The 16,291-nt window shown below is 74.2% G+C and carries 22 protein-coding genes and 2 pseudogenes; 8 read left to right on the plus strand and 16 right to left on the minus strand.

The features are described 5' to 3' along the window. Window positions 1-412: 412 nt before the first annotated feature. Complete coding sequence (locus U6N30_RS28835; RefSeq protein ID WP_422677995.1) at window positions 413-997, plus strand: DUF3097 family protein; 585 nt, start codon at window positions 413-415, stop codon at window positions 995-997. A 187-nt stretch (window positions 998-1,184) separates the two neighbouring features. Here the strand turns inward: U6N30_RS28835 and U6N30_RS28840 are convergent, their stop codons facing one another. The 9 genes and pseudogenes from U6N30_RS28840 to U6N30_RS28880 form a co-directional block, all read right to left on the minus strand. Then, window positions 1,185-1,748, minus strand: a complete 564-nt coding sequence (locus U6N30_RS28840) for an FtsX-like permease family protein (RefSeq protein ID WP_324274966.1) — start codon at window positions 1,746-1,748, stop codon at window positions 1,185-1,187. 586 nt (window positions 1,749-2,334) lie between these two features. Continuing rightward, window positions 2,335-2,853, minus strand: coding sequence for a hypothetical protein (locus U6N30_RS34820; protein ID WP_422677996.1), 519 nt, complete (start codon window positions 2,851-2,853; stop codon window positions 2,335-2,337). Further along, window positions 2,763-3,821: an ABC transporter permease family protein gene (locus tag U6N30_RS28850; protein ID WP_324274968.1), complete on the minus strand. Its 1,059-nt coding sequence runs from the start codon at window positions 3,819-3,821 to the stop codon at window positions 2,763-2,765. The genes U6N30_RS34820 and U6N30_RS28850 overlap by 91 nt, the downstream gene beginning before the upstream one ends. Continuing rightward, window positions 3,818-4,546 (minus strand): ABC transporter ATP-binding protein, encoded by a 729-nt coding sequence (locus U6N30_RS28855; protein WP_324274969.1) that lies wholly within the window; start codon window positions 4,544-4,546, stop codon window positions 3,818-3,820. The genes U6N30_RS28850 and U6N30_RS28855 overlap by 4 nt, the downstream gene beginning before the upstream one ends. 169 nt (window positions 4,547-4,715) lie before the next feature. Continuing rightward, a pseudogene (locus U6N30_RS34825) lies at window positions 4,716-5,252 on the minus strand (helix-turn-helix transcriptional regulator); the annotation flags it as partial. Then, the gene (locus U6N30_RS28865) at window positions 5,253-6,107 is read right to left on the minus strand and encodes an aldo/keto reductase (protein WP_324274971.1); all 855 of its coding nucleotides are present in this window, start codon (window positions 6,105-6,107) and stop codon (window positions 5,253-5,255) included. Window positions 6,108-6,182: 75 nt separating this feature from the next. Continuing rightward, complete coding sequence (locus U6N30_RS28870; protein WP_324274972.1) at window positions 6,183-6,362, minus strand: hypothetical protein; 180 nt, start codon at window positions 6,360-6,362, stop codon at window positions 6,183-6,185. Window positions 6,363-6,376: 14 nt separating this feature from the next. After that, window positions 6,377-6,976, minus strand: coding sequence for a hypothetical protein (locus U6N30_RS28875; protein ID WP_324274973.1), 600 nt, complete (start codon window positions 6,974-6,976; stop codon window positions 6,377-6,379). Then, complete coding sequence (locus U6N30_RS28880) at window positions 6,934-7,428, minus strand: hypothetical protein (protein ID WP_324274974.1); 495 nt, start codon at window positions 7,426-7,428, stop codon at window positions 6,934-6,936. The genes U6N30_RS28875 and U6N30_RS28880 overlap by 43 nt, the downstream gene beginning before the upstream one ends. 242 nt (window positions 7,429-7,670) lie before the next feature. Here U6N30_RS28880 and moaA point away from each other — a divergent pair, with 242 nt between their 5' ends. From moaA to U6N30_RS28910, 6 genes and pseudogenes are all read left to right on the plus strand, one after another. Continuing rightward, window positions 7,671-8,615: a GTP 3',8-cyclase MoaA gene (moaA, locus tag U6N30_RS28885; RefSeq protein ID WP_324274975.1), complete on the plus strand. Its 945-nt coding sequence runs from the start codon at window positions 7,671-7,673 to the stop codon at window positions 8,613-8,615. Between the two features lie 133 nt (window positions 8,616-8,748). Continuing rightward, window positions 8,749-8,979: a MoaD/ThiS family protein gene (locus tag U6N30_RS28890; protein ID WP_324274976.1), complete on the plus strand. Its 231-nt coding sequence runs from the start codon at window positions 8,749-8,751 to the stop codon at window positions 8,977-8,979. 30 nt (window positions 8,980-9,009) lie between these two features. After that, entirely contained in the window at window positions 9,010-9,216 is a 207-nt protein-coding gene (locus tag U6N30_RS28895; RefSeq protein ID WP_324274977.1) for a hypothetical protein, read from the plus strand. 48 nt (window positions 9,217-9,264) lie between these two features. Then, window positions 9,265-9,711: a GAF domain-containing protein gene (locus tag U6N30_RS28900; protein WP_324274978.1), complete on the plus strand. Its 447-nt coding sequence runs from the start codon at window positions 9,265-9,267 to the stop codon at window positions 9,709-9,711. Window positions 9,712-9,914: 203 nt separating this feature from the next. Then, window positions 9,915-10,509, plus strand: a pseudogene (locus tag U6N30_RS28905) (SMP-30/gluconolactonase/LRE family protein); the annotation flags it as partial. A 3-nt stretch (window positions 10,510-10,512) separates the two neighbouring features. Then, on the plus strand, window positions 10,513-10,668 hold the full coding sequence (locus tag U6N30_RS28910) for a hypothetical protein (RefSeq protein WP_324278627.1): 156 nt from the start codon (window positions 10,513-10,515) through the stop codon (window positions 10,666-10,668). Window position 10,669: 1 nt separating this feature from the next. Here the strand turns inward: U6N30_RS28910 and U6N30_RS28915 are convergent, their stop codons facing one another. The 7 genes from U6N30_RS28915 to U6N30_RS28945 form a co-directional block, all read right to left on the minus strand. Continuing rightward, entirely contained in the window at window positions 10,670-11,080 is a 411-nt protein-coding gene (locus U6N30_RS28915) for a molybdenum cofactor biosynthesis protein MoaE (RefSeq protein WP_324274979.1), read from the minus strand. Continuing rightward, entirely contained in the window at window positions 11,077-11,604 is a 528-nt protein-coding gene (locus U6N30_RS28920; RefSeq protein WP_324274980.1) for a nucleotidyltransferase family protein, read from the minus strand. Before U6N30_RS28920 ends, U6N30_RS28915 begins: the two co-directional genes overlap by 4 nt. Before the next feature lie 166 nt (window positions 11,605-11,770). Next, window positions 11,771-12,055 carry a TOBE domain-containing protein gene (locus tag U6N30_RS28925; protein ID WP_324274981.1) on the minus strand — a complete coding sequence of 95 codons (285 nt, stop codon included), beginning with the start codon at window positions 12,053-12,055 and terminating at the stop codon, window positions 11,771-11,773. Window positions 12,056-12,152: 97 nt separating this feature from the next. Continuing rightward, window positions 12,153-12,821, minus strand: a complete 669-nt coding sequence (locus U6N30_RS28930; RefSeq protein ID WP_324274982.1) for an ABC transporter ATP-binding protein — start codon at window positions 12,819-12,821, stop codon at window positions 12,153-12,155. Continuing rightward, window positions 12,818-13,357: a molybdate ABC transporter permease subunit gene (modB, locus tag U6N30_RS28935; RefSeq protein WP_324274983.1), complete on the minus strand. Its 540-nt coding sequence runs from the start codon at window positions 13,355-13,357 to the stop codon at window positions 12,818-12,820. Before modB ends, U6N30_RS28930 begins: the two co-directional genes overlap by 4 nt. Before the next feature lie 258 nt (window positions 13,358-13,615). Beyond that, window positions 13,616-14,224, minus strand: coding sequence for a molybdate ABC transporter substrate-binding protein (gene modA / locus U6N30_RS28940; protein WP_324274984.1), 609 nt, complete (start codon window positions 14,222-14,224; stop codon window positions 13,616-13,618). Window positions 14,225-14,410: 186 nt separating this feature from the next. Next, a complete protein-coding gene (locus U6N30_RS28945; RefSeq protein ID WP_324274985.1) occupies window positions 14,411-14,803 on the minus strand; it encodes a TOBE domain-containing protein in 393 nt (130 codons plus the stop codon). A gap of 131 nt (window positions 14,804-14,934) precedes the next feature. Here U6N30_RS28945 and U6N30_RS28950 point away from each other — a divergent pair, with 131 nt between their 5' ends. Then, window positions 14,935-16,269, plus strand: a complete 1,335-nt coding sequence (locus U6N30_RS28950; RefSeq protein ID WP_324274986.1) for a DUF2786 domain-containing protein — start codon at window positions 14,935-14,937, stop codon at window positions 16,267-16,269. The last annotated feature ends 22 nt before the right edge of the window (window positions 16,270-16,291 follow it).

Here is a 16,291-nt window from a genome sequence, read left to right on the forward strand (position 1 = left end):
ACCGTCGTGGCGGTGTTCGCGCTGGTCACGAAGCGCACCCGGATCCTCCTCCCACCGCCGTTGTCGAGCACAACTGTCGCGCGAGGTCGGGCACGCTGAGTGAGGGGACGTCGCCACGGCGTGTCGCTCCCGGATCGCTTCGGCGCGTCCTCCCCGGGTCGGCGGTGTCGTCTGCTTAGCGTCGGGAGGTGCCTCCCCGCTCGCCGTACGACAACCTCGTGCACCCGCGCACGCAGAAGAAGCCCGTCCCCCAGGTCGAGGCCGAGAAGGACCTCGTCGTGGAGGACCCGAGCTCGGGATTCGTGGGCGCCGTGGTCCGGTGCGAGAAGGACGTCGTCCACCTCGAGGACCGCTTCGGCCGCGTGAAGGGTATCCCCTCGGTCCCGGTTTCTGGGTCGACGGCCGCCCGGTCGTGCTCGTGCGGCCCAAGCACGCCGCTCCCTCCGGGCCGCTCCGCAGCGCATCGGGCTCGCTGTACGTGGAGAACGCCCGGGCGCGGGTCGCGCGCGCCGGCCGCATCTACGTCGAGGGCAAGCACGATGCCGAACTGGTGGAGAAGGTCTGGGGCCACGACCTGCGCATCGAAGGCGTCGTCGTCGAGCCGCTGCACGGCGTGGACGACCTGCCGGCGATCGTGAAGGAGTTCCGCCCCGGCCAGGGACGACGGCTCGGCGTCCTGGTCGACCACCTCGTGACCGGCTCCAAGGAGTCCCGCATCGCCCAGCAGATCACCGGCGCGCACGCCCTCGTCGTGGGTCATCCGTTCATCGACATCTGGCAGGCGGTCAAGCCGTCGGTCGTCGGTATCGCGGCCTGGCCGACCGTGCCCAAGGGCGAGGACTGGAAGACCGGCGTCTGCAAGCGGCTGGGCTGGGAGGACGACACCGGCTACGTCTGGGCGCAGCGCATCCTCGCCCGGGTGAACAGCTTCACCGACCTGGAACCGGCGCTCCTGGGCCGGGTCGAGGAGCTCATCGACTTCGTCACCACCGACTGAGAAGCACCCTCCCTCCCCACCCCTCGCGAGCTCGGGTCGGGCCCCTGGGGAGGGCAACGCACGGGGGCACGGAGAGGACGCCACCCATGCGCCCCTGACGACCAGGGAGCGGCCGGAAGAACCAGGCGGACCGGCCGGACGGGCCGGACTCACGCCGACCGGCCGACCGGGCGCGGGGCATAGCGGCTCAGCCCGCGACGCGCGCCACCATCGGCAGCCGTGAACGGACCACGATGCCCGTGACCGCCACGGCCACCAGGGGCACCAGCACCGCGACACCGCCGAGCAGCAGCCACGGGATGTCGACCAGGGGACGCGCCCCCAGCCCGTAGTCGGTGCTGGTCAGCGGGTAGGCCACCGCGATACCGGGAGCCAGCCCGACGAGCAGACCGAGCACGGCCCCCACGCCCGCGATGACGGCCGTCGCGCCCATGGCGATGAGACGGCGGGTGCGCGGCGCCGCCCCGATCGCGGCGAGGGTGGCCAGATCGGGCCGAGCGTCGGCCAGCGCCAGGCCGGTGGCCGTGAGCGTCGCCACGAGCACCAGCACGCCGCCGACCACGAACAGCAGCACGCGTCCGATCGCCAGCTCGTCGGTCCAGCCCCGCTCGACGTACACCGAGGCGCGGTCGGTGATCGCCTGCACCGCCTCGGTCAGCCGTCGTTCCTCGGCCGGGTTGATCGGCGCGTCCGCGCTCCCGATCAGCATCGCCGTGGTCGCCAGGGGAACCGGCAGCCGGTCGGCCAGCACCGGGGGACCACCACCAGAGCGGGGACCCGCAGATCTGCGGTGGAGCTGATCGCGACCTCGGTGGCGGGCAGTCGGGTGCGCCCGAGGACCACGTCCGTCGACCCGTCCCACACGGTGCCGACCACGGTCAGCTCGCCCGCGGCGTCGACGGCTCCCTCGCCGAAGACCACCGCTCGGCCCTCCGCCAACGCGGTGCGCACCTGGCCCCGCCACGGGTCGGCGGTGGCGGCCACGGCAGCGGCTGGGTCCACCACGACCACCTCGCCCCCGAAGGTCGGCATGATCCAGGGCCCGTCGTCCGGGAACCAGCTGCACTCCGGCAGGCCGCCGGCGCAGTCGGCACGGGCGGGCCAGAGCGAACGCGTCTCCTCCTGGGTGGACGCCACGGTCTGCACCCGCCCGACCGGCCGGCCGGGCACCTGCTCGGCGGCGATCCGCTCGACGGCGTCCCAGCCGGACGTCCCGCTCTGGAAGACGCTCACCACGGCAGCGCCCATCGGCGCCTGCGGGACGTAGTCGCGCCGGGCCTGGGCGCTGTCGCTCGCACTGCCGATCCCCAGCGCGGTCACCCCCGCGACGGTGGCCATCACGGCCGCGATGGCCGAGGCGGTGCGGGTCCGGTTCCGGGTGGCGTCCCGGAGGGCGAGCCGCAGCGACGTCGGTAGCCAGCGGGCCAGCGGGGCCAGCAGTCCGACCAGCCACGGCGTCGCCAGCACGACGCCGAGCACGAGCAGGACGGCCCCGATGGCCACGCCGAACTCGCCGCCGGTCGCTCCCAGGGCGATGACGACCAGCCCCGCGACGGCGGCGGCGAGCCCACCGACCGGCAGCCGCCAGGAGGTGCGCACCTGCCCCTCCGGCCGCTCAGGGTCGGGACGACGTCGGTCCGAGCGGCCTGCCGCGCCGGCACGGCGGACGCCGCCAGTCCGGCCAGGACACCGATGACCACGACGACGAGGACGTCGAGCAGCGGCACGTCGAACGGCCCGAACCGGACACCCCACCAGGCGTCGATCACCGGGACGGCGAGCCACGCCAGCCCGACGCCCAGCACCGCGCCCGCCGCTGCGGCGCCACCGCCGAGGAGGACGCCGGACGCCAGCACGGTGCGGCGGAGGTCGGCGGGGCCGCCCCGGCGGCGGCGAGGAGGGCGAGGTCGCGCCGCTGGCGGCGGAGCCCGACAGCGAAGGCGGGACCGGCCATCAGCACGACCTCGAGGACGACGCCGGTGACGACGAGGGCCAGCACGGCCAGCTGCGCGGAACCCATGCCCTCGGCGGAGTACCCGGACGCGACCTCCTCGCCCGGCGGCGGATCCTCGACCACCGGCCGGGACACCACCGCGAGACCCTGCTCGTTGAGCTCCCGCACCGCCGGCCAGGCCAGCTCGCCCGGCACCGAGACGAAGAACTCCGTCCGGGGGCGGCGGAGCAGGTCGGCGTCCTCCGGCGACACGACGAGGAATCGCTCCGGACCGCCGGCACCGGCCCGGACGATCCCGACGACGGTCAGGGCGACGTCCTCGGCGGTGACCTCCATCGTGTCCCCGACCGCGACACCGCGGTCGGCCACGCCGAGGCTGACGGCCACCTCGCCGTCGGTCCGCGGCGTCCGGCCCGCCAGGACGTCGGCGGCGCCGTCCCGGATCGGCCGCCGCAGGTCGTCGGCGTAGGCCTCGACGTCGGCGTAGCCGTGGCCGGTCCGGTAGGCCAGCCGGCCGACGGTGCGCTCGGCAATCACCGAGCCGCCGGGCAACCGGTCCAGCACCTCCGCCGCCGACCACGCCGGCACGTCGTCGTCCGGCTCGTAGACGAGCGGGTCACCGGAGAGCGGGTCGGTCTCGATCGGGCTGCGGGCGACGCCTTCGATGCGGGCGTCCGCGGCGCCGAGCGTGGTCGGCAGCGCCTCGACGGCGCTGACCTCACCGGTCCGGAACAACGTGTCGGCGGTGACGACGGTCAGGACGGGCAGTCCCACCATCAGGAGCACCAGGACCGTGCGGCCCCGGGAGCGGAGGGCGTCGCGGCGGGCGATCCGCAGCGCCAGCCGCCAGCGCACCAGCCAGGTGCTCACCCGGCGCCGCCGGCCGGGAGCAGGGATTCCGCCGCCGCGACCGGTCCGCTCTGGTCGACGACGACGCCGTCCCGCAGGAACACCACCCGGTCGGCCCAGGCGGCGTGCCGGGCCTCGTGGGTGACGAGGACACCGGCGGCACCCGCCTCGCACCGGGCGCGGAGCACCCGCAGCACCTCTTCCCCGGTGGTGGAGTCCAGCGCGCCGGTGGGCTCGTCGGCGAGCAGCAGCCGCCGCGGGCCCACCAGGGCCCGCGCGATGGCGACGCGTTGCTGCTGGCCGCCGGACATCTCGTCGGGGAAGCGGCCGGCCAGGTGCCCGACACCGACCTCGTCGAGCGCGTCCCGTGCCGCCCGCCGGGCCATCCCGCCGCGGGCGCCGTCCAGCTCCAGGGGCAGCGCCACGTTCTCGAGGGCGGACAGCGACGGCAGGAGGTTGAGGTCCTGGAAGACGTAGCCCACGCTCCGCCGCCGGACGGCCGCCACCTGAGCCACCGAGAGCGTGGCCAGGTCACGCTCCTCGACCAGCACCCGCCCCGAGGTCGGCGTGTCCAGGCCCCCGGCGACGTGCAGGAGGGTCGACTTCCCCGATCCCGATGGGCCCATCACCGCGACCAGCTCGCCCGGGCGCACGACCAGGTCGACCCCGCGCAGGGCGTGCACGGTCACGTCGCCCTGCACGTGGTCCCTGGTGACGCCGGAGAGCACCAGCACCGGCGCGGTCATCGCCGGACCGCCACGTCGGTCGGCACACCGGGGGCGACCGTGTTCTGCGGCTGCGTCGCCGCGGCCCGGGCGACCCGCGCCTCGCAGTGGTCCAGCCAGCGGATCTCCCCTCGGCCCGGAAGACCAGGGAGTCCAGGACCAGCGACCAGGCGAGATCGCCGTCGGCGGCGCGGGTCTTGAGGCGGGTGAACTCCTGCAAGGAGGTCATGGTCGCCGAACGCTGGGTCTGGACGACCGAGACGACGTCCACGCCCGGCGTCGTCACCGCGAGAGCCAGCTTGATGGCGAGTTCGTCGCGCGGAGCCGTCTTCTGGGCCACGGGCGAGCCGAACCACGAGCGCACCTCCGCTCGCCCGAGGTCGGTGATCCGGTACGCGATGCGACCGTCACCGTCGGCCTGGCCGTCCTGGGTGACGAACCCGTCCCGCTCGAGGCGGTCGAGAGTGGTGTAGACCTGCCCGACGTTCAGGGGCCAGGTCGCGCCGGTGGCGGCGTCGAACTGGGCGCGGAGCTGGTAGCCGTGGCTGGGCCCGCGCTCGAGGAGCGCCAGCAGGCCGTGTCGGATGGACATGGATACGGAGTATGCATACTCGGTATGTCCTTGACCAGACCATCCCCGTCGGCGCGCCGCTCGCGGCCCACGGCTCGGGGTCCGGGAGACCTCCCCGCCGGGGGCCGCGGACGACGCCGGGTCTGGTGACGTCATTCAGCGCGGGATGTAGTTGAACGTGTCGGGGTCCGGGCCGGTGCGCTCGTTCCGGTTCAGGCCGCTGATCGAGGCCATGCCCCCGGTGTCCAGCTCGAAGTCGAACAGCCCGATGTTCTGCTCCATGCGCTCGCGCGAGACCGACTTCGGGAAGACGACGTCGCCGCGCTGCACGTGCCAGCGCAGCACGACCTGGGCGGGTGTGCGGCCCAGCCGCTCGGCGATGGCGGTGATCGCCGGGTCGTCGAGCACCTTGCCCTGGGCGATGGGCGACCAGGCCTCGGTGACGATCTCGTGGTCGGCGTCGAACGCCCGGACGTCGTCCTGCGCGAGGTAGGGGTGCACCTCGATCTGGTTCACCGCGGGCCGGATCTCCGACTCCGCGAACAGCCGGCGCAGGTGGGCGGGCTGGAAGTTGGAGACGCCGATCGCCCGGACCCGGCCGTCGGCGTAGATCTCCTCCATCGCCTTCCAGGTCTCCACGTAGTCGACGTCGATGCCCGGCAACGGCCAGTGGACGAGGAACAGGTCGAGCTGCTCGAAGCCCAGGTCGCCGAGCGACCGGTCGAACGCCCGCAGCGCGTCGTCGCGGCGGTGGAAACCGTTGTTGAGCTTGCTCGTCACGAAGATCTCGCTCCGGTCGATGCCGGACGCACCGACCGCCTCGCCGACGCCCTTCTCGTTGCCGTACATCTGCGCGGTGTCGATGTGCCGGTAGCCGACCTCCAGGGCGGTGCCGACGACGTCGGCGGTGTCCTCGGGCGGGACCTGGTAGACGCCGAATCCCAACTGGGGGATCTCGACGCCGTTGTTCAGGGTGATCGTGGGCACTCCGAGGGCGGGTGCGGGAGCCACAGGCTGTCCTTTCCGGATCGGGGATGGGGTCCGCGTCCTGCACGATCGGTCGTGCGCAATGGACCCCGCTCCGGGCTACCCCTTGACGTCGTCCTCAATCAGCGGAGGGATCACGGGCGCCGACTGCGGGGACCGCAGCAGGACGGCCCCGGCCAGCGCGAGCAGCGCCGCCAGGCCGGCGGCCAGGGCCGGCACGGCGAAGGCCCGCTCGGCGCCCCAGGCGTCCACGGCCGCGCCGGCCACTGCCGAGCCCACCGTGACTCCCAGCGTCAGACCGGTGATGGTCCAGGCCAGCGACTCCGTGAGCACGCCTGGGGCCACTCGCGACTCGACCAGCGAGGTGCCCGACACCAGCACCGGGGCGATGGTGAGGCCGGCGAGGAAGCCACAGCCGATGAGCACCGGAAGCGAGCCGACGCCCCACAGCAGCTGGGCGGCCAGCCCGAAGGCGACCGCCGTCGCCACGAACCGGGCGGCGAGCGTGCCCGGCAGCCGAGCCAGGCCGTAGGCCAGCCCCGCCACCAGGCTCCCGCCCGCGAAGACGGCGAGCACGGCACCGGCCAGCGCGGGGCACCCTGCTCCTCGGCGAAACCGATCACCACGACGTCGAGGCCGCCGAAGACCGTCCCCACGCCCAAGTAGGTCACGACGACGACGAGCAGCGTCGGCGTGAGCGCCGCGAGCCGCCGGGTCGGGGCCGCGGCGTCGACGGGGTGCAGGGGCGGCTCGGTCGCCGGCTGCGCGGCCAGCCAGAGCCCGCCCACGACGCCGAAGAAGACGCCGGTGAGGAAGCCGACCGGCGGGGCGATCAGCGTGGCCAGCAGCGTCACCAGCGGCGGCCCGAGGACGAACACGACCTCGTCAGCCACCGCCTCGAAGGCGTAGGCCGTCTGCCGCGCGGCGGGGTCCAGCAGGGCCGACCACCGCGCCCGGACCATCGAGCCGACGTTCGGGCCGCTGGCGCCGGCCAGTGCGGCGAGCAGGAACCAGCTCCACCGGGGCCGCCGGCGACGACCGACGCGACGAAGGCGACGCCGGACAGCGCGAAGGCCGTCATCGCCACGCGCAGCACCCGAGCCTGACCACGGCGGTCCATGGCTCGCGCCCACTGCGGACCGGCGAGGCCGTAGCAGAGCGCGAGCGTTCCGGAGACCGCCCCGGCGAGGCCGTAGCTCCCCGTCTCGCCCTCGACGAGGAGGACCGCGCCGAGGCCGAGCATGGGTGCCGGCAGCCGGCCGACCCAGCCGGCGAAGGAGAAGGCTGCCGCCCCGGGGACGGCGAACAGGCGGGCGTAGGGACTGAAGACGGTGCGGGGTGACACGGTGCTCTCGCGCTCTCTGGCCACGAGCGAGTGCGGGGTGGTCCTCCGCCGGTCTCTCGGGTGGCGTCAGGAGCCTAGCTGCGCCCGTCGGACATCCCCGCCCCATTTGTCGGTCCTCGCTACTACATTCGGGCCCATGACCAGCAGCTCGCTGCCCGACCCCTGGGTACGCCCCCGACGCGGCCGCCCCTGGGAGCGGTGGGCTGGTCGACCGCCACGGCCGGGTCGCCACCGATCTCCGGGTGTCGCTGACCGACCGCTGCAACCTGCGGTGCACCTACTGCATGCCGCCCGAGGGGCTGGACTGGCTGCCCAAGGTCGAGGTGCTCACCGACGAGGAGATCGTCCGGCTGGTGCGCATCGGCGTCGAGCAGCTCGGCATCGAGGAGGTCCGTTTCACCGGCGGCGAGCCGCTGCTGCGCCCCGGCCTGGTCGGCATCGTGGCCGGCGCGACCGCCCTGACGCCCCGTCCCGAGGTCAGCCTGACCACGAACGCGATCGGGCTCGCCCGGGTGGCCCCGGCGCTGGCCGCCGCCGGCCTGGACCGGATCAACGTCAGCCTCGACACCGTCGACCGCGACCGCTTCAAGCAGCTCACCCACCGCGACCGCTTCGACGACGTCCTCGCCGGCCTGGCCGCCGCGCGGGCGGCGGGTCTGACCCCGGTCAAGGTGAACGCCGTGCTGCTGCGCGGCATGAACGAGGAGGACGCCGTCCCCCTGCTCGACTTCTGCCTCGAGCACGAGTACCAGCTGCGCTTCATCGAGCAGATGCCGCTGGACGCCCACCACGCCTGGACCCGGGGCGAGATGGTCACCGCCGAGGACATCCTCGAGCGGCTGTCGGCGGCGCACACGCTCACCCCTGACACGGAAGCCCGCGGGTCCGCCCCGGCCGAGCGCTGGCTGGTCGACGGCGGCCCGGCGACGGTCGGCGTCATCGCGTCGGTGACCCGGTCCTTCTGCGGTTCCTGCGACCGCACGCGGCTCACCGCCGACGGGCAGATCCGCAACTGCCTGTTCGCCCGCGAGGAGTCCGACCTGCGGACGCCGATGCGCGCGGGCGCCACCGACGAGGAGATCGCCGATCGCTGGCGGATCGCCACGCTCGGCAAGCTGCCCGGGCACGGGATCGACGACCCGAGTTTCCTGCAGCCGAGCCGGCCGATGTCGGCGATCGGCGGCTGAGCGTGTCCGCCCCTCGCCGTCTTCCACCCACCCCACCGCCCCGCCGTCGTCCGCCCACCCCACCGCCTCGCCGTCGTCCGCCCACCCCACCGCCCCGCCGTCGTCCGCCCACCCCACCGCCCCGACGGTCACCGTGCGCTACTTCGCCGGGGCGCGAGCAGCCTCTGGCGTGGACACCGAGACCCGAGAGGCCGGCAGCCTCGACGAGCTGGTCGGCCAGCTCGTCGACGCCCACGGGGAGCGCCTGGAGCGGGTGCTCACCGCGTGCTCCTTCCTCGTGGACGGAACCACGACGCGGAACCGGTCGTTGGTGCTGTCACCCGGAGCGGTGGTCGACGTGCTGCCGCCCTTTGCCGGTGGATGACCGGCGGGTGGCCTGGGGAAGGATGACGCCATGAGCATCTTCGGCAAGGCGAAGGCCAAGGCAGAGGAACTGCTGGGACGGGCCGAGCAGGTCTACGGGGAGTCGCACGGCGACGCCGCGGCCACGGTCGCCGGTGAGTCGCACGTCATCGAGGCCGAGGAGGAGCAGCTCGAGCGCTCCGAGCACGACCGCGATCGGCGGCACCCGGACGACGACGGCCTCGCCGGAGCCCGTTGACCTGCCGCGATCGCGGTTGGCCCGCCCCGCGGGGGCATAACGATCGGCATGGTTCCGGCGGATGTCGCCGACGTCGCGCCGTGGCGGGACTGGTGCTCCGCCGCGGAGGGAGCCCTGCGGTTCCTGGCCGAGCACGTCGGCTGGGACGTCTGGCTGGTCACCCAGGTCGTCGACGACCGGCAGGTGGTGCTCCTGGCGCAGCCACCCGATGCCGTCCGGCCCGGCATCGAGCTCCCGTGGGAGCGGAGCTTCTGCCGCCAGATGATCGAGGGCAACGCGCCCCGGCTCGCCACGGTCACCGCCGCCGTCCCCGCCTACGCCTCGCGGACCACCGGCCCGCTGCGCGACATCGCCGCCTACGTGGGGGTGCCGCTGATCCGGGCCGACGGCACGTTGTTCGGGACGCTCTGCGGGTTGGCCTACCGCGCCAAGCCGCGCAGTGCGGGCGCGACCTGCGCGTGGTCGAGGCGACCGCGCGCATGCTCAGCACCGTGATGGCGGCCGGGATGGCGCCCCTCCCCCGCCGCCCCCGCCGCCCCCGCCGGAACGGTCCGCCGGCGGCTGAGCCGCGCGTGGCGCACCGGCCCCCGATGCGGTCAGATCGTCGGGTGCAGGCAGAGCAGCTGACCGAGGCGGTCACCGTCCACGGGGAGGGTCCGGTCTGGTGGCCCGACGGCAGCGGACTGCGCTGGGTGGACATGCTCGCCGGCGACGTCCTCTCCCTCGCCGCCGACGGAACCGTGGGCCGGACCGCGGTCGGCACCGTGGCGGCCGTCGTCCGCCCGCGCCGGGGCGGTGGCGCGGTGTTCGCCGTCGAGCGGGGCTTCGTCCTGGAGGACGCCGACGGGAGGCGCACCCACCTCGACGCCGTCTGGACGGACCCCGGCGTCCGGATGAACGACGGGGCTGCGACCCCGACGGGCGCCTCTGGTGCGGCTCGATGGCCTACGACCAGACGCCGGGCGCGGCGTCGATGTACCGCCTGGACCCCGACGGCAGCGTGCGGCCGGTCTTCGGCGACCTCACCGTCTCCAACGGGCTGGACTGGAGCCCCGACGGGACGTCGGCGTACTACAACGACACCGCGACCCACCGGATCGACGTCTTCGACTACGACCGGGACACCGGCCTCACCGGCCGGCGGCCCTTCGTGACCTTCGGCGACGACGACAACCCTGACGGGCTGACCGTGGACGCCGACGGAGGGGTGTGGGTCGCTCTCTACGGCGGGGGTGCGGTGCACCGGTACGACGCCGGGGGCGGCTGGACGCCGTGGTGGAGGTGCCGACCCCGCAGGTGACCGCCTGCGCGCTCGGTGGACCGCAGCGCGACCAGCTCTTCGTCACGACCTCGCGCCAGGGCATGGAGCCGGGCGACGACCCGCTCGCCGGCGCGCTGTTCCGCGTGGACACCGGTGTGCGCGGACTGCCGGTCAGGGCGTTCGCCGGCTGACCTAGGGGCAGGCGACCCATTCCTCCTCGCCGTCGGTGAAGACCTGCCGCTTCCAGATCGGCAGCCGCTTCTTCACCTCGTCGACGAGCTCGGCGCAGGCCGCGAACGCCTGACCGCGGTGGGAGGCGCTGACCGCGCAGGCCAGCGCGACGTCGCCGATCCCCAGCAGGCCGATGCGGTGGGAGACGGCGACGGCGTGCACGTCCGGCCGCGCCGCGAACTCCTCGGCCAGCTGGGTGATCACCTCGGCCGCCGTCGGGTGGCCCACGTACTCGAGCTCGGTCACCGACCGGCCGCCGTCGTGGTCGCGGACGACACCGGCGAACGACACGACCGCGCCTGCGGCCTTGTCGGCGACGGCGTCCTCGTGCTCGGCGACGGACAGCGGGGCGTCCACGACCTGGGCGATCACGGCGCCGAAGGTACTCCGGACGGCGGGACGTCGAGGTCGGTCGGATCTGCCAGCCCCGTGCAGTCGACCTCGGTCACCTCGTGGGTCGCCAGGTAGCGGCGGGCGCCCTCGTCACCGGTCGCCGTCTCGATCACCCCGGCCCAGTGATCCCGACCGATCAGCACCGGGTGCGCCCGCACCCCGTCGTAGGTGGCGACGGCGAGGGCGTCCGGTGCCGCGTGCTCGGCCATCCGCGCGAGTGCGGCCGTCGTCATGCCGGGCATGTCGACCAGCAGGAGCAGCGCGGCGTCCACCCGGCCCGGCCAGCCGCGCAGCCCTTCCAGACCGGTGCGCAGCGAGGAGGCCATGCCGGTCTCCCAGTCCTTGTTCGCCAGGACCAGTGCGTTCTCCAGCCGGGCGGTCCGCCAGACGTCGACCGCCCGCGCGCCGAGGACGACCAGGACCGGGTCGCAGGCCGACGCGGCCGTCCCGACCGCCCGTTCGACCAGCAGACTGCCCTCGTACTCCACCAGGGCCTTGGGCATCCCGTACCGCCGGCCTCCCCCGCGGCGAGGACGACGGCGGCGAGGACCGGTGCGCTCATCCCCCACCCTCTCAGGGCCGCCGTGATGATCAGGTCTCCTGGTCATCAGGGGTCCTCCCTCGCGGTCGACGGTGGGGAGGACCCCGAACGATCAGGTCTCCTGATCATCAGCGGGCGTAGACGGCGATCTCGGAGGCCTTCACGGTCGCCCACACCTGCGCGCCCGGGACCAGCCCCAGCTCGGCGAAGGCGGTCGCGGTGACGTCGGCGACCAGGGGCACCTCGCCGTCCAGCTCGCACCGGACCGTCGCCCCGTGCGGGGTGGCGCCGGCCAGCCGGGCCGCCCACACGTTGCGCGGGCTGCCCTCCGGCCGGGCCAGGTAGAGGGCCACCGACTCGGGCCGGACGGCGGCGAACACCGGTCCGGTCGCCTCCTCGGCCACGGCGACCACGCCCCCGGCATCCAGCCGGACGGTGGTCCCCTCCCCGCACCGGCCAGCAGGGACAGCCCGACGAGGCGGGCGACGTAGTCGGTGCGCGGCCGCCGGTTCACCTCGTCCGGGGTGCCGGTCTGGACGACGCGCCCCTCCTCCACGACGACGACACGATCCGCCAGCGCCATCGCGTCCACGGGGTCGTGGGTGACCAGCACCGTGCTCCCCGGAACGCGGCCAGATGACGGCGGAGCTCGGCCCGCACGACGAGCCGGGTGCGGGCGTCCAGCGCCGACAGCGGCTCGTCGAGGAGCAGCAGCGCGGGGTCGCCCACCAGCGCGCGGGCCAGGGCCGCGCGCTGTGCCTGTCCGCCGGAGAGCTGCGCCGGTCGCCGGTCGCCGAGGCCGTCCAGGCCCACCCGGTCCAGCCAGGCGGCCGCCGCCGTCCGGCGCTCGGCCTTCCGGACACCGCGGGTCCGGAGCCCGAAGGTCACGTTCTCCCCCACGCTCAGGTGCGGGAAGAGCAGCGCATCCTGGAAGACGACGCCGAGCGGCCGCCGGTGCGCCGGCAGGTGCGTTCCCGCCGGAACGTCGTCCCACGTCGTGCCGTCGACGGCGACGCGCCCGTCGTCGGGCGTCAACAGCCCGGCGAGCGCCCGCAGGAGCGTGGACTTGCCCGCCCCGTTGGGCCCGAGGACGGCGAGGACCTCCCCGTCGGCGACCTCCACGGGGACGTCGAGGGCGAGGGAGCCGCGCTGGACCACCACGCGCGCGGAGAGGCTCACGGCGCCGCCCGGCCCAACCAGCGCTCGCGCAGCAGCAGGAGCGTGGCGAGCGAGACCGCCAGCAGCACGAGCGAGAGGACGATCGCCGCCTCGGGCTCGCTCTGCAGCGCCAGGTAGACGGCGAGCGGCATGGTCTGCGTCGTCCCGGGGAAATTGCCGGCGAACGTGATCGTGGCGCCGAACTCACCGAGCGCCCGGGCCCAGCAGAGCACCGCACCGGCGGCCACGCCCGGCGCCACCAGCGGGAGGGTGACCCGGCGGAACGTCGTCCACCGGTCGGCGCCCAGCGTCGCGGCGACGTCCTCGAAGCGCGCGTCGGCGGCCCGCAGGGCGCCCTCGACGCTGACCACGAGGAACGGCATCGCCACGAACGTCTCGGCGATGACGACCGCGGTGGTGGTGAACGGGATGGTGATCCCGAAGGCGTCGTCGAGCCACGAGCCGACGATCCCGTTGCGGCCGAGCACCAGGAACAGCGCGACACCGCCGACCACGGGCGGCAGCACGAGCGGGACGGTGACCAGCGCCCTGAGCACGCTGCGCCCGCGGATGCTCGACCGCGCCAGGACCCAGGCGAGGGGACGCCCAGCACGAGGGACAGGAGCGTGGCAAGGGTGGCCGAGACCAGCGAGAGCCGCAGGGCCTGGCCCACCCCGGGCGCAGCGAGCTGCTCGCCCACCGACGACCAGGGGCGCGGACCAGCAGTCCGACGAGCGGGAGGACGAGGAACGCCACGCCCAGCGCCGCCGGCACCAGCAGCGGAGCCGGGATGCGCGCGTCCCTCCGGGCCCTGCTCACGCCGGTGGCTGGAAACCTGCGTCGGCCAGCGCCTCCTGCCCGGCGTCGGAGAGCACGAGGTCGACGAAGGCGCGGGCAGCCGCCGGGTTGGGGGCGTCGGTGAGGACGCCGACCGGATAGGAGTTGATCGCCCGCTCGCTCTCGCTGAAGGCGTAGGCCAGGATCGCGTCCTCCGCGGCGTGGACGTCGGAGACGTAGACCAGCCCCGCGTCCACCTCGTCCAACTGCACCTTGGTCAGCACCGCGCGGACGTCGTCCTCGTAGGTGTCCGGGGCATTCGAGAGCCCTGCGGCGTCGAGCACCTCGGCGGCGGCGGCACCGCACGGCACCTCCGGGGCGCAGACCGCGACGGTCATGTCCGCCGTGATCAGGTCGGCCAGGGACGGGATCCCCGCGCGCCCTTCCGGGAGGGCGATGCCCCGCGGGTTGTCCAGCGGGACAGCGAGCATCAGCGGGTTGCGAGCGAAGACGACGGCGTCGTCGACCAGGCCGCCGTCCTCCAACCGGGCCATCTGGGCCTCGTCGGCGGACGCGAACACGTCGGCCGGGGCGCCCTGCTCCAACTGGCCGGCCAGCGCCGAGCTGCCGGCGGCGTTGATCTGCACGTCGGGCCGGAGTGCTCGTCCTCGAGCTGCTCGCCGAGCTCGGTGAAGACATCGGTGAGCGACGCCGCGGCGAACACGGTGAGCGTCCCCCGATCGCCGAGCCCCCGTCGTCCGGACTCGTCGCCGCGGGAGCGCCGGTGCATCCGGCCAGTCCGAGCGCCATGGCGCCCACCGCGGCCACCCGTCTCACGGCACGTCCACGCTGACCTGGGTCGCCTTCACCGTCGCGACCGCCCGGACGCCGATCTCCAGGCCCAGCTCGTCGGCGGCCTCACGCGACATCAGCGACACCAGCCGGAAGGGGCCGGCCTGGATCTCCACCTGCGCCATGACCGTGTCCCGGACGACGCGCGTGACGATGCCGGTGAGCCGGTTGCGGGCGGACGACGGCGTCGCGCCCGGCTCGGGTGCCTCGCGCAGCCCGGTGGCGAGCCGGGCGAGATCGGCCCCGTCCACGGTGGCGGGCCCGCTGCCCTCCCGGCGCGCGGGCAGCCGCGCGCTGTCGATCCAGCGGCGCACGGTGTCGTCGCTGACGCCGAGCAGCGCGGCGGCCTCGGCGATGCGGTAGCTGGTAGGCACGTGCGGCACTGTAGATCCGCGTATGCGGAAAGCTCAATGCTTCCATCCCACGCGGATGCGGAGGATCAGGCTGTATCCACAGAATGTCCCCGATCTCCGCGGACGGGATGCCGTCAGGAACGATGGCTGCCATGGGGAAGACCGCGGCCGAACGGCGTGCCACCCGTAAGCGCAAGCATCAGGATCGGAACCTGCGCCGGCCCGGGACCGGGACCCATACGGGGCCCGGATCCGGAGCCCGCGCAGACGAGCAGGAGTTCGAGTACCTGCGGCGGCAGTTCATCCACGCCGCCATGTTCGCCGACGACGAGTACACGTTCGAGCAGGCCGCCGCCCAGCTGGCTCTGCTCGATCCCGGGGTGGACGAGGACGGTCTCGCCGCGAGCCTGCTCGTCGGGTTGGTCCACGGTCTCTGGGAACGGGGGTGGCAGCCTGCGGACGTCGCCCATGTGGTCCGCCGGTCCGCCACGCAGCGGGTGGCCCGCCTGGGGATCAGCGTCATCGCCGAGGGAGCGCGCGCGGTCGCGGCGGCGACGCGGGCACCCGAGGACTGGCTGGCCCAGCTGGCGGCGTTGGATGCCCTGGACAGCCCGGGGCCGGCCGTGGTCACCACCTGGCGGCGCACCGAAGGACTGCCCGGGCGGGACGCCTGGCGCGACGTGCTCCGGTTGTTCGCCGCGCTCACCGGGCTCGGCGAGCTGCAGCAACTGTCTGCGCCGCCGTCGCGGTGGGGACAGCACCGGACGCCACCGAGGAGAACGGGTTCCGCGGCCGACGCGCGGATCCTTGGCCGCATTCGCGGCCTGCTGGCCAAGGCCGAGCGCACCGAGTTCCCGGAAGAGGCCGAGGCTCTCAGCGCGAAAGCCCAGGAACTGATGACCCGGCACGCCGTCGATGCCGCGGTGCTCGACGCCGAACACGGAACTTCGCTCACCGATCAGGTACTGGCCCGCCGGGTGCACCTCGACAATCCCTACCCCGGAGCGAAGGTGCAGCTCCTCGACGCCGTCGGCCGGGTCAACGCGGTCCGGGTCATCTGGATCGAACAGTTGGGCATCGCCACGATGGTGGGGCTGCCTGCGGATCTGGATGCCATCGATCTCCTCTTCACCTCGCTGCTGGTGCAGGCCACCCGGGCCATGACCGACACCGGCCGGGCCGGGGCGGGGCGCACCCGGTCACCAGCGTTTCGGCGGGCGTTCCTCACCTCCTACGGTCTGCGCATCGGTGAGCGGTTGAGTGCCGCACGCGAGCACGTGACCGAGGAGGTGTCGGGGACCCGCGGCACGGATCTGGTGCCGGTGCTGCGGGCGCGCAGCGAGGCGGTGGACGACGTCTTCGCGCAGATGTTTCCCCGGACGCGTGCGAGCACGACGCGTGGTCTCGACGCCCGCGGTTGGTATGCGGGCCAGCTGGCCGCCGACAACGCCGACCTCGGCTCCGGCCGGGACGCGGTACGGCGGTGAGGAGCGCTGCTGACGCCAGCGC

Source organism: Blastococcus brunescens (genome assembly GCF_035320885.1).
GTDB classification, from domain to species: domain Bacteria; phylum Actinomycetota; class Actinomycetes; order Mycobacteriales; family Geodermatophilaceae; genus Blastococcus_B; species Blastococcus_B brunescens.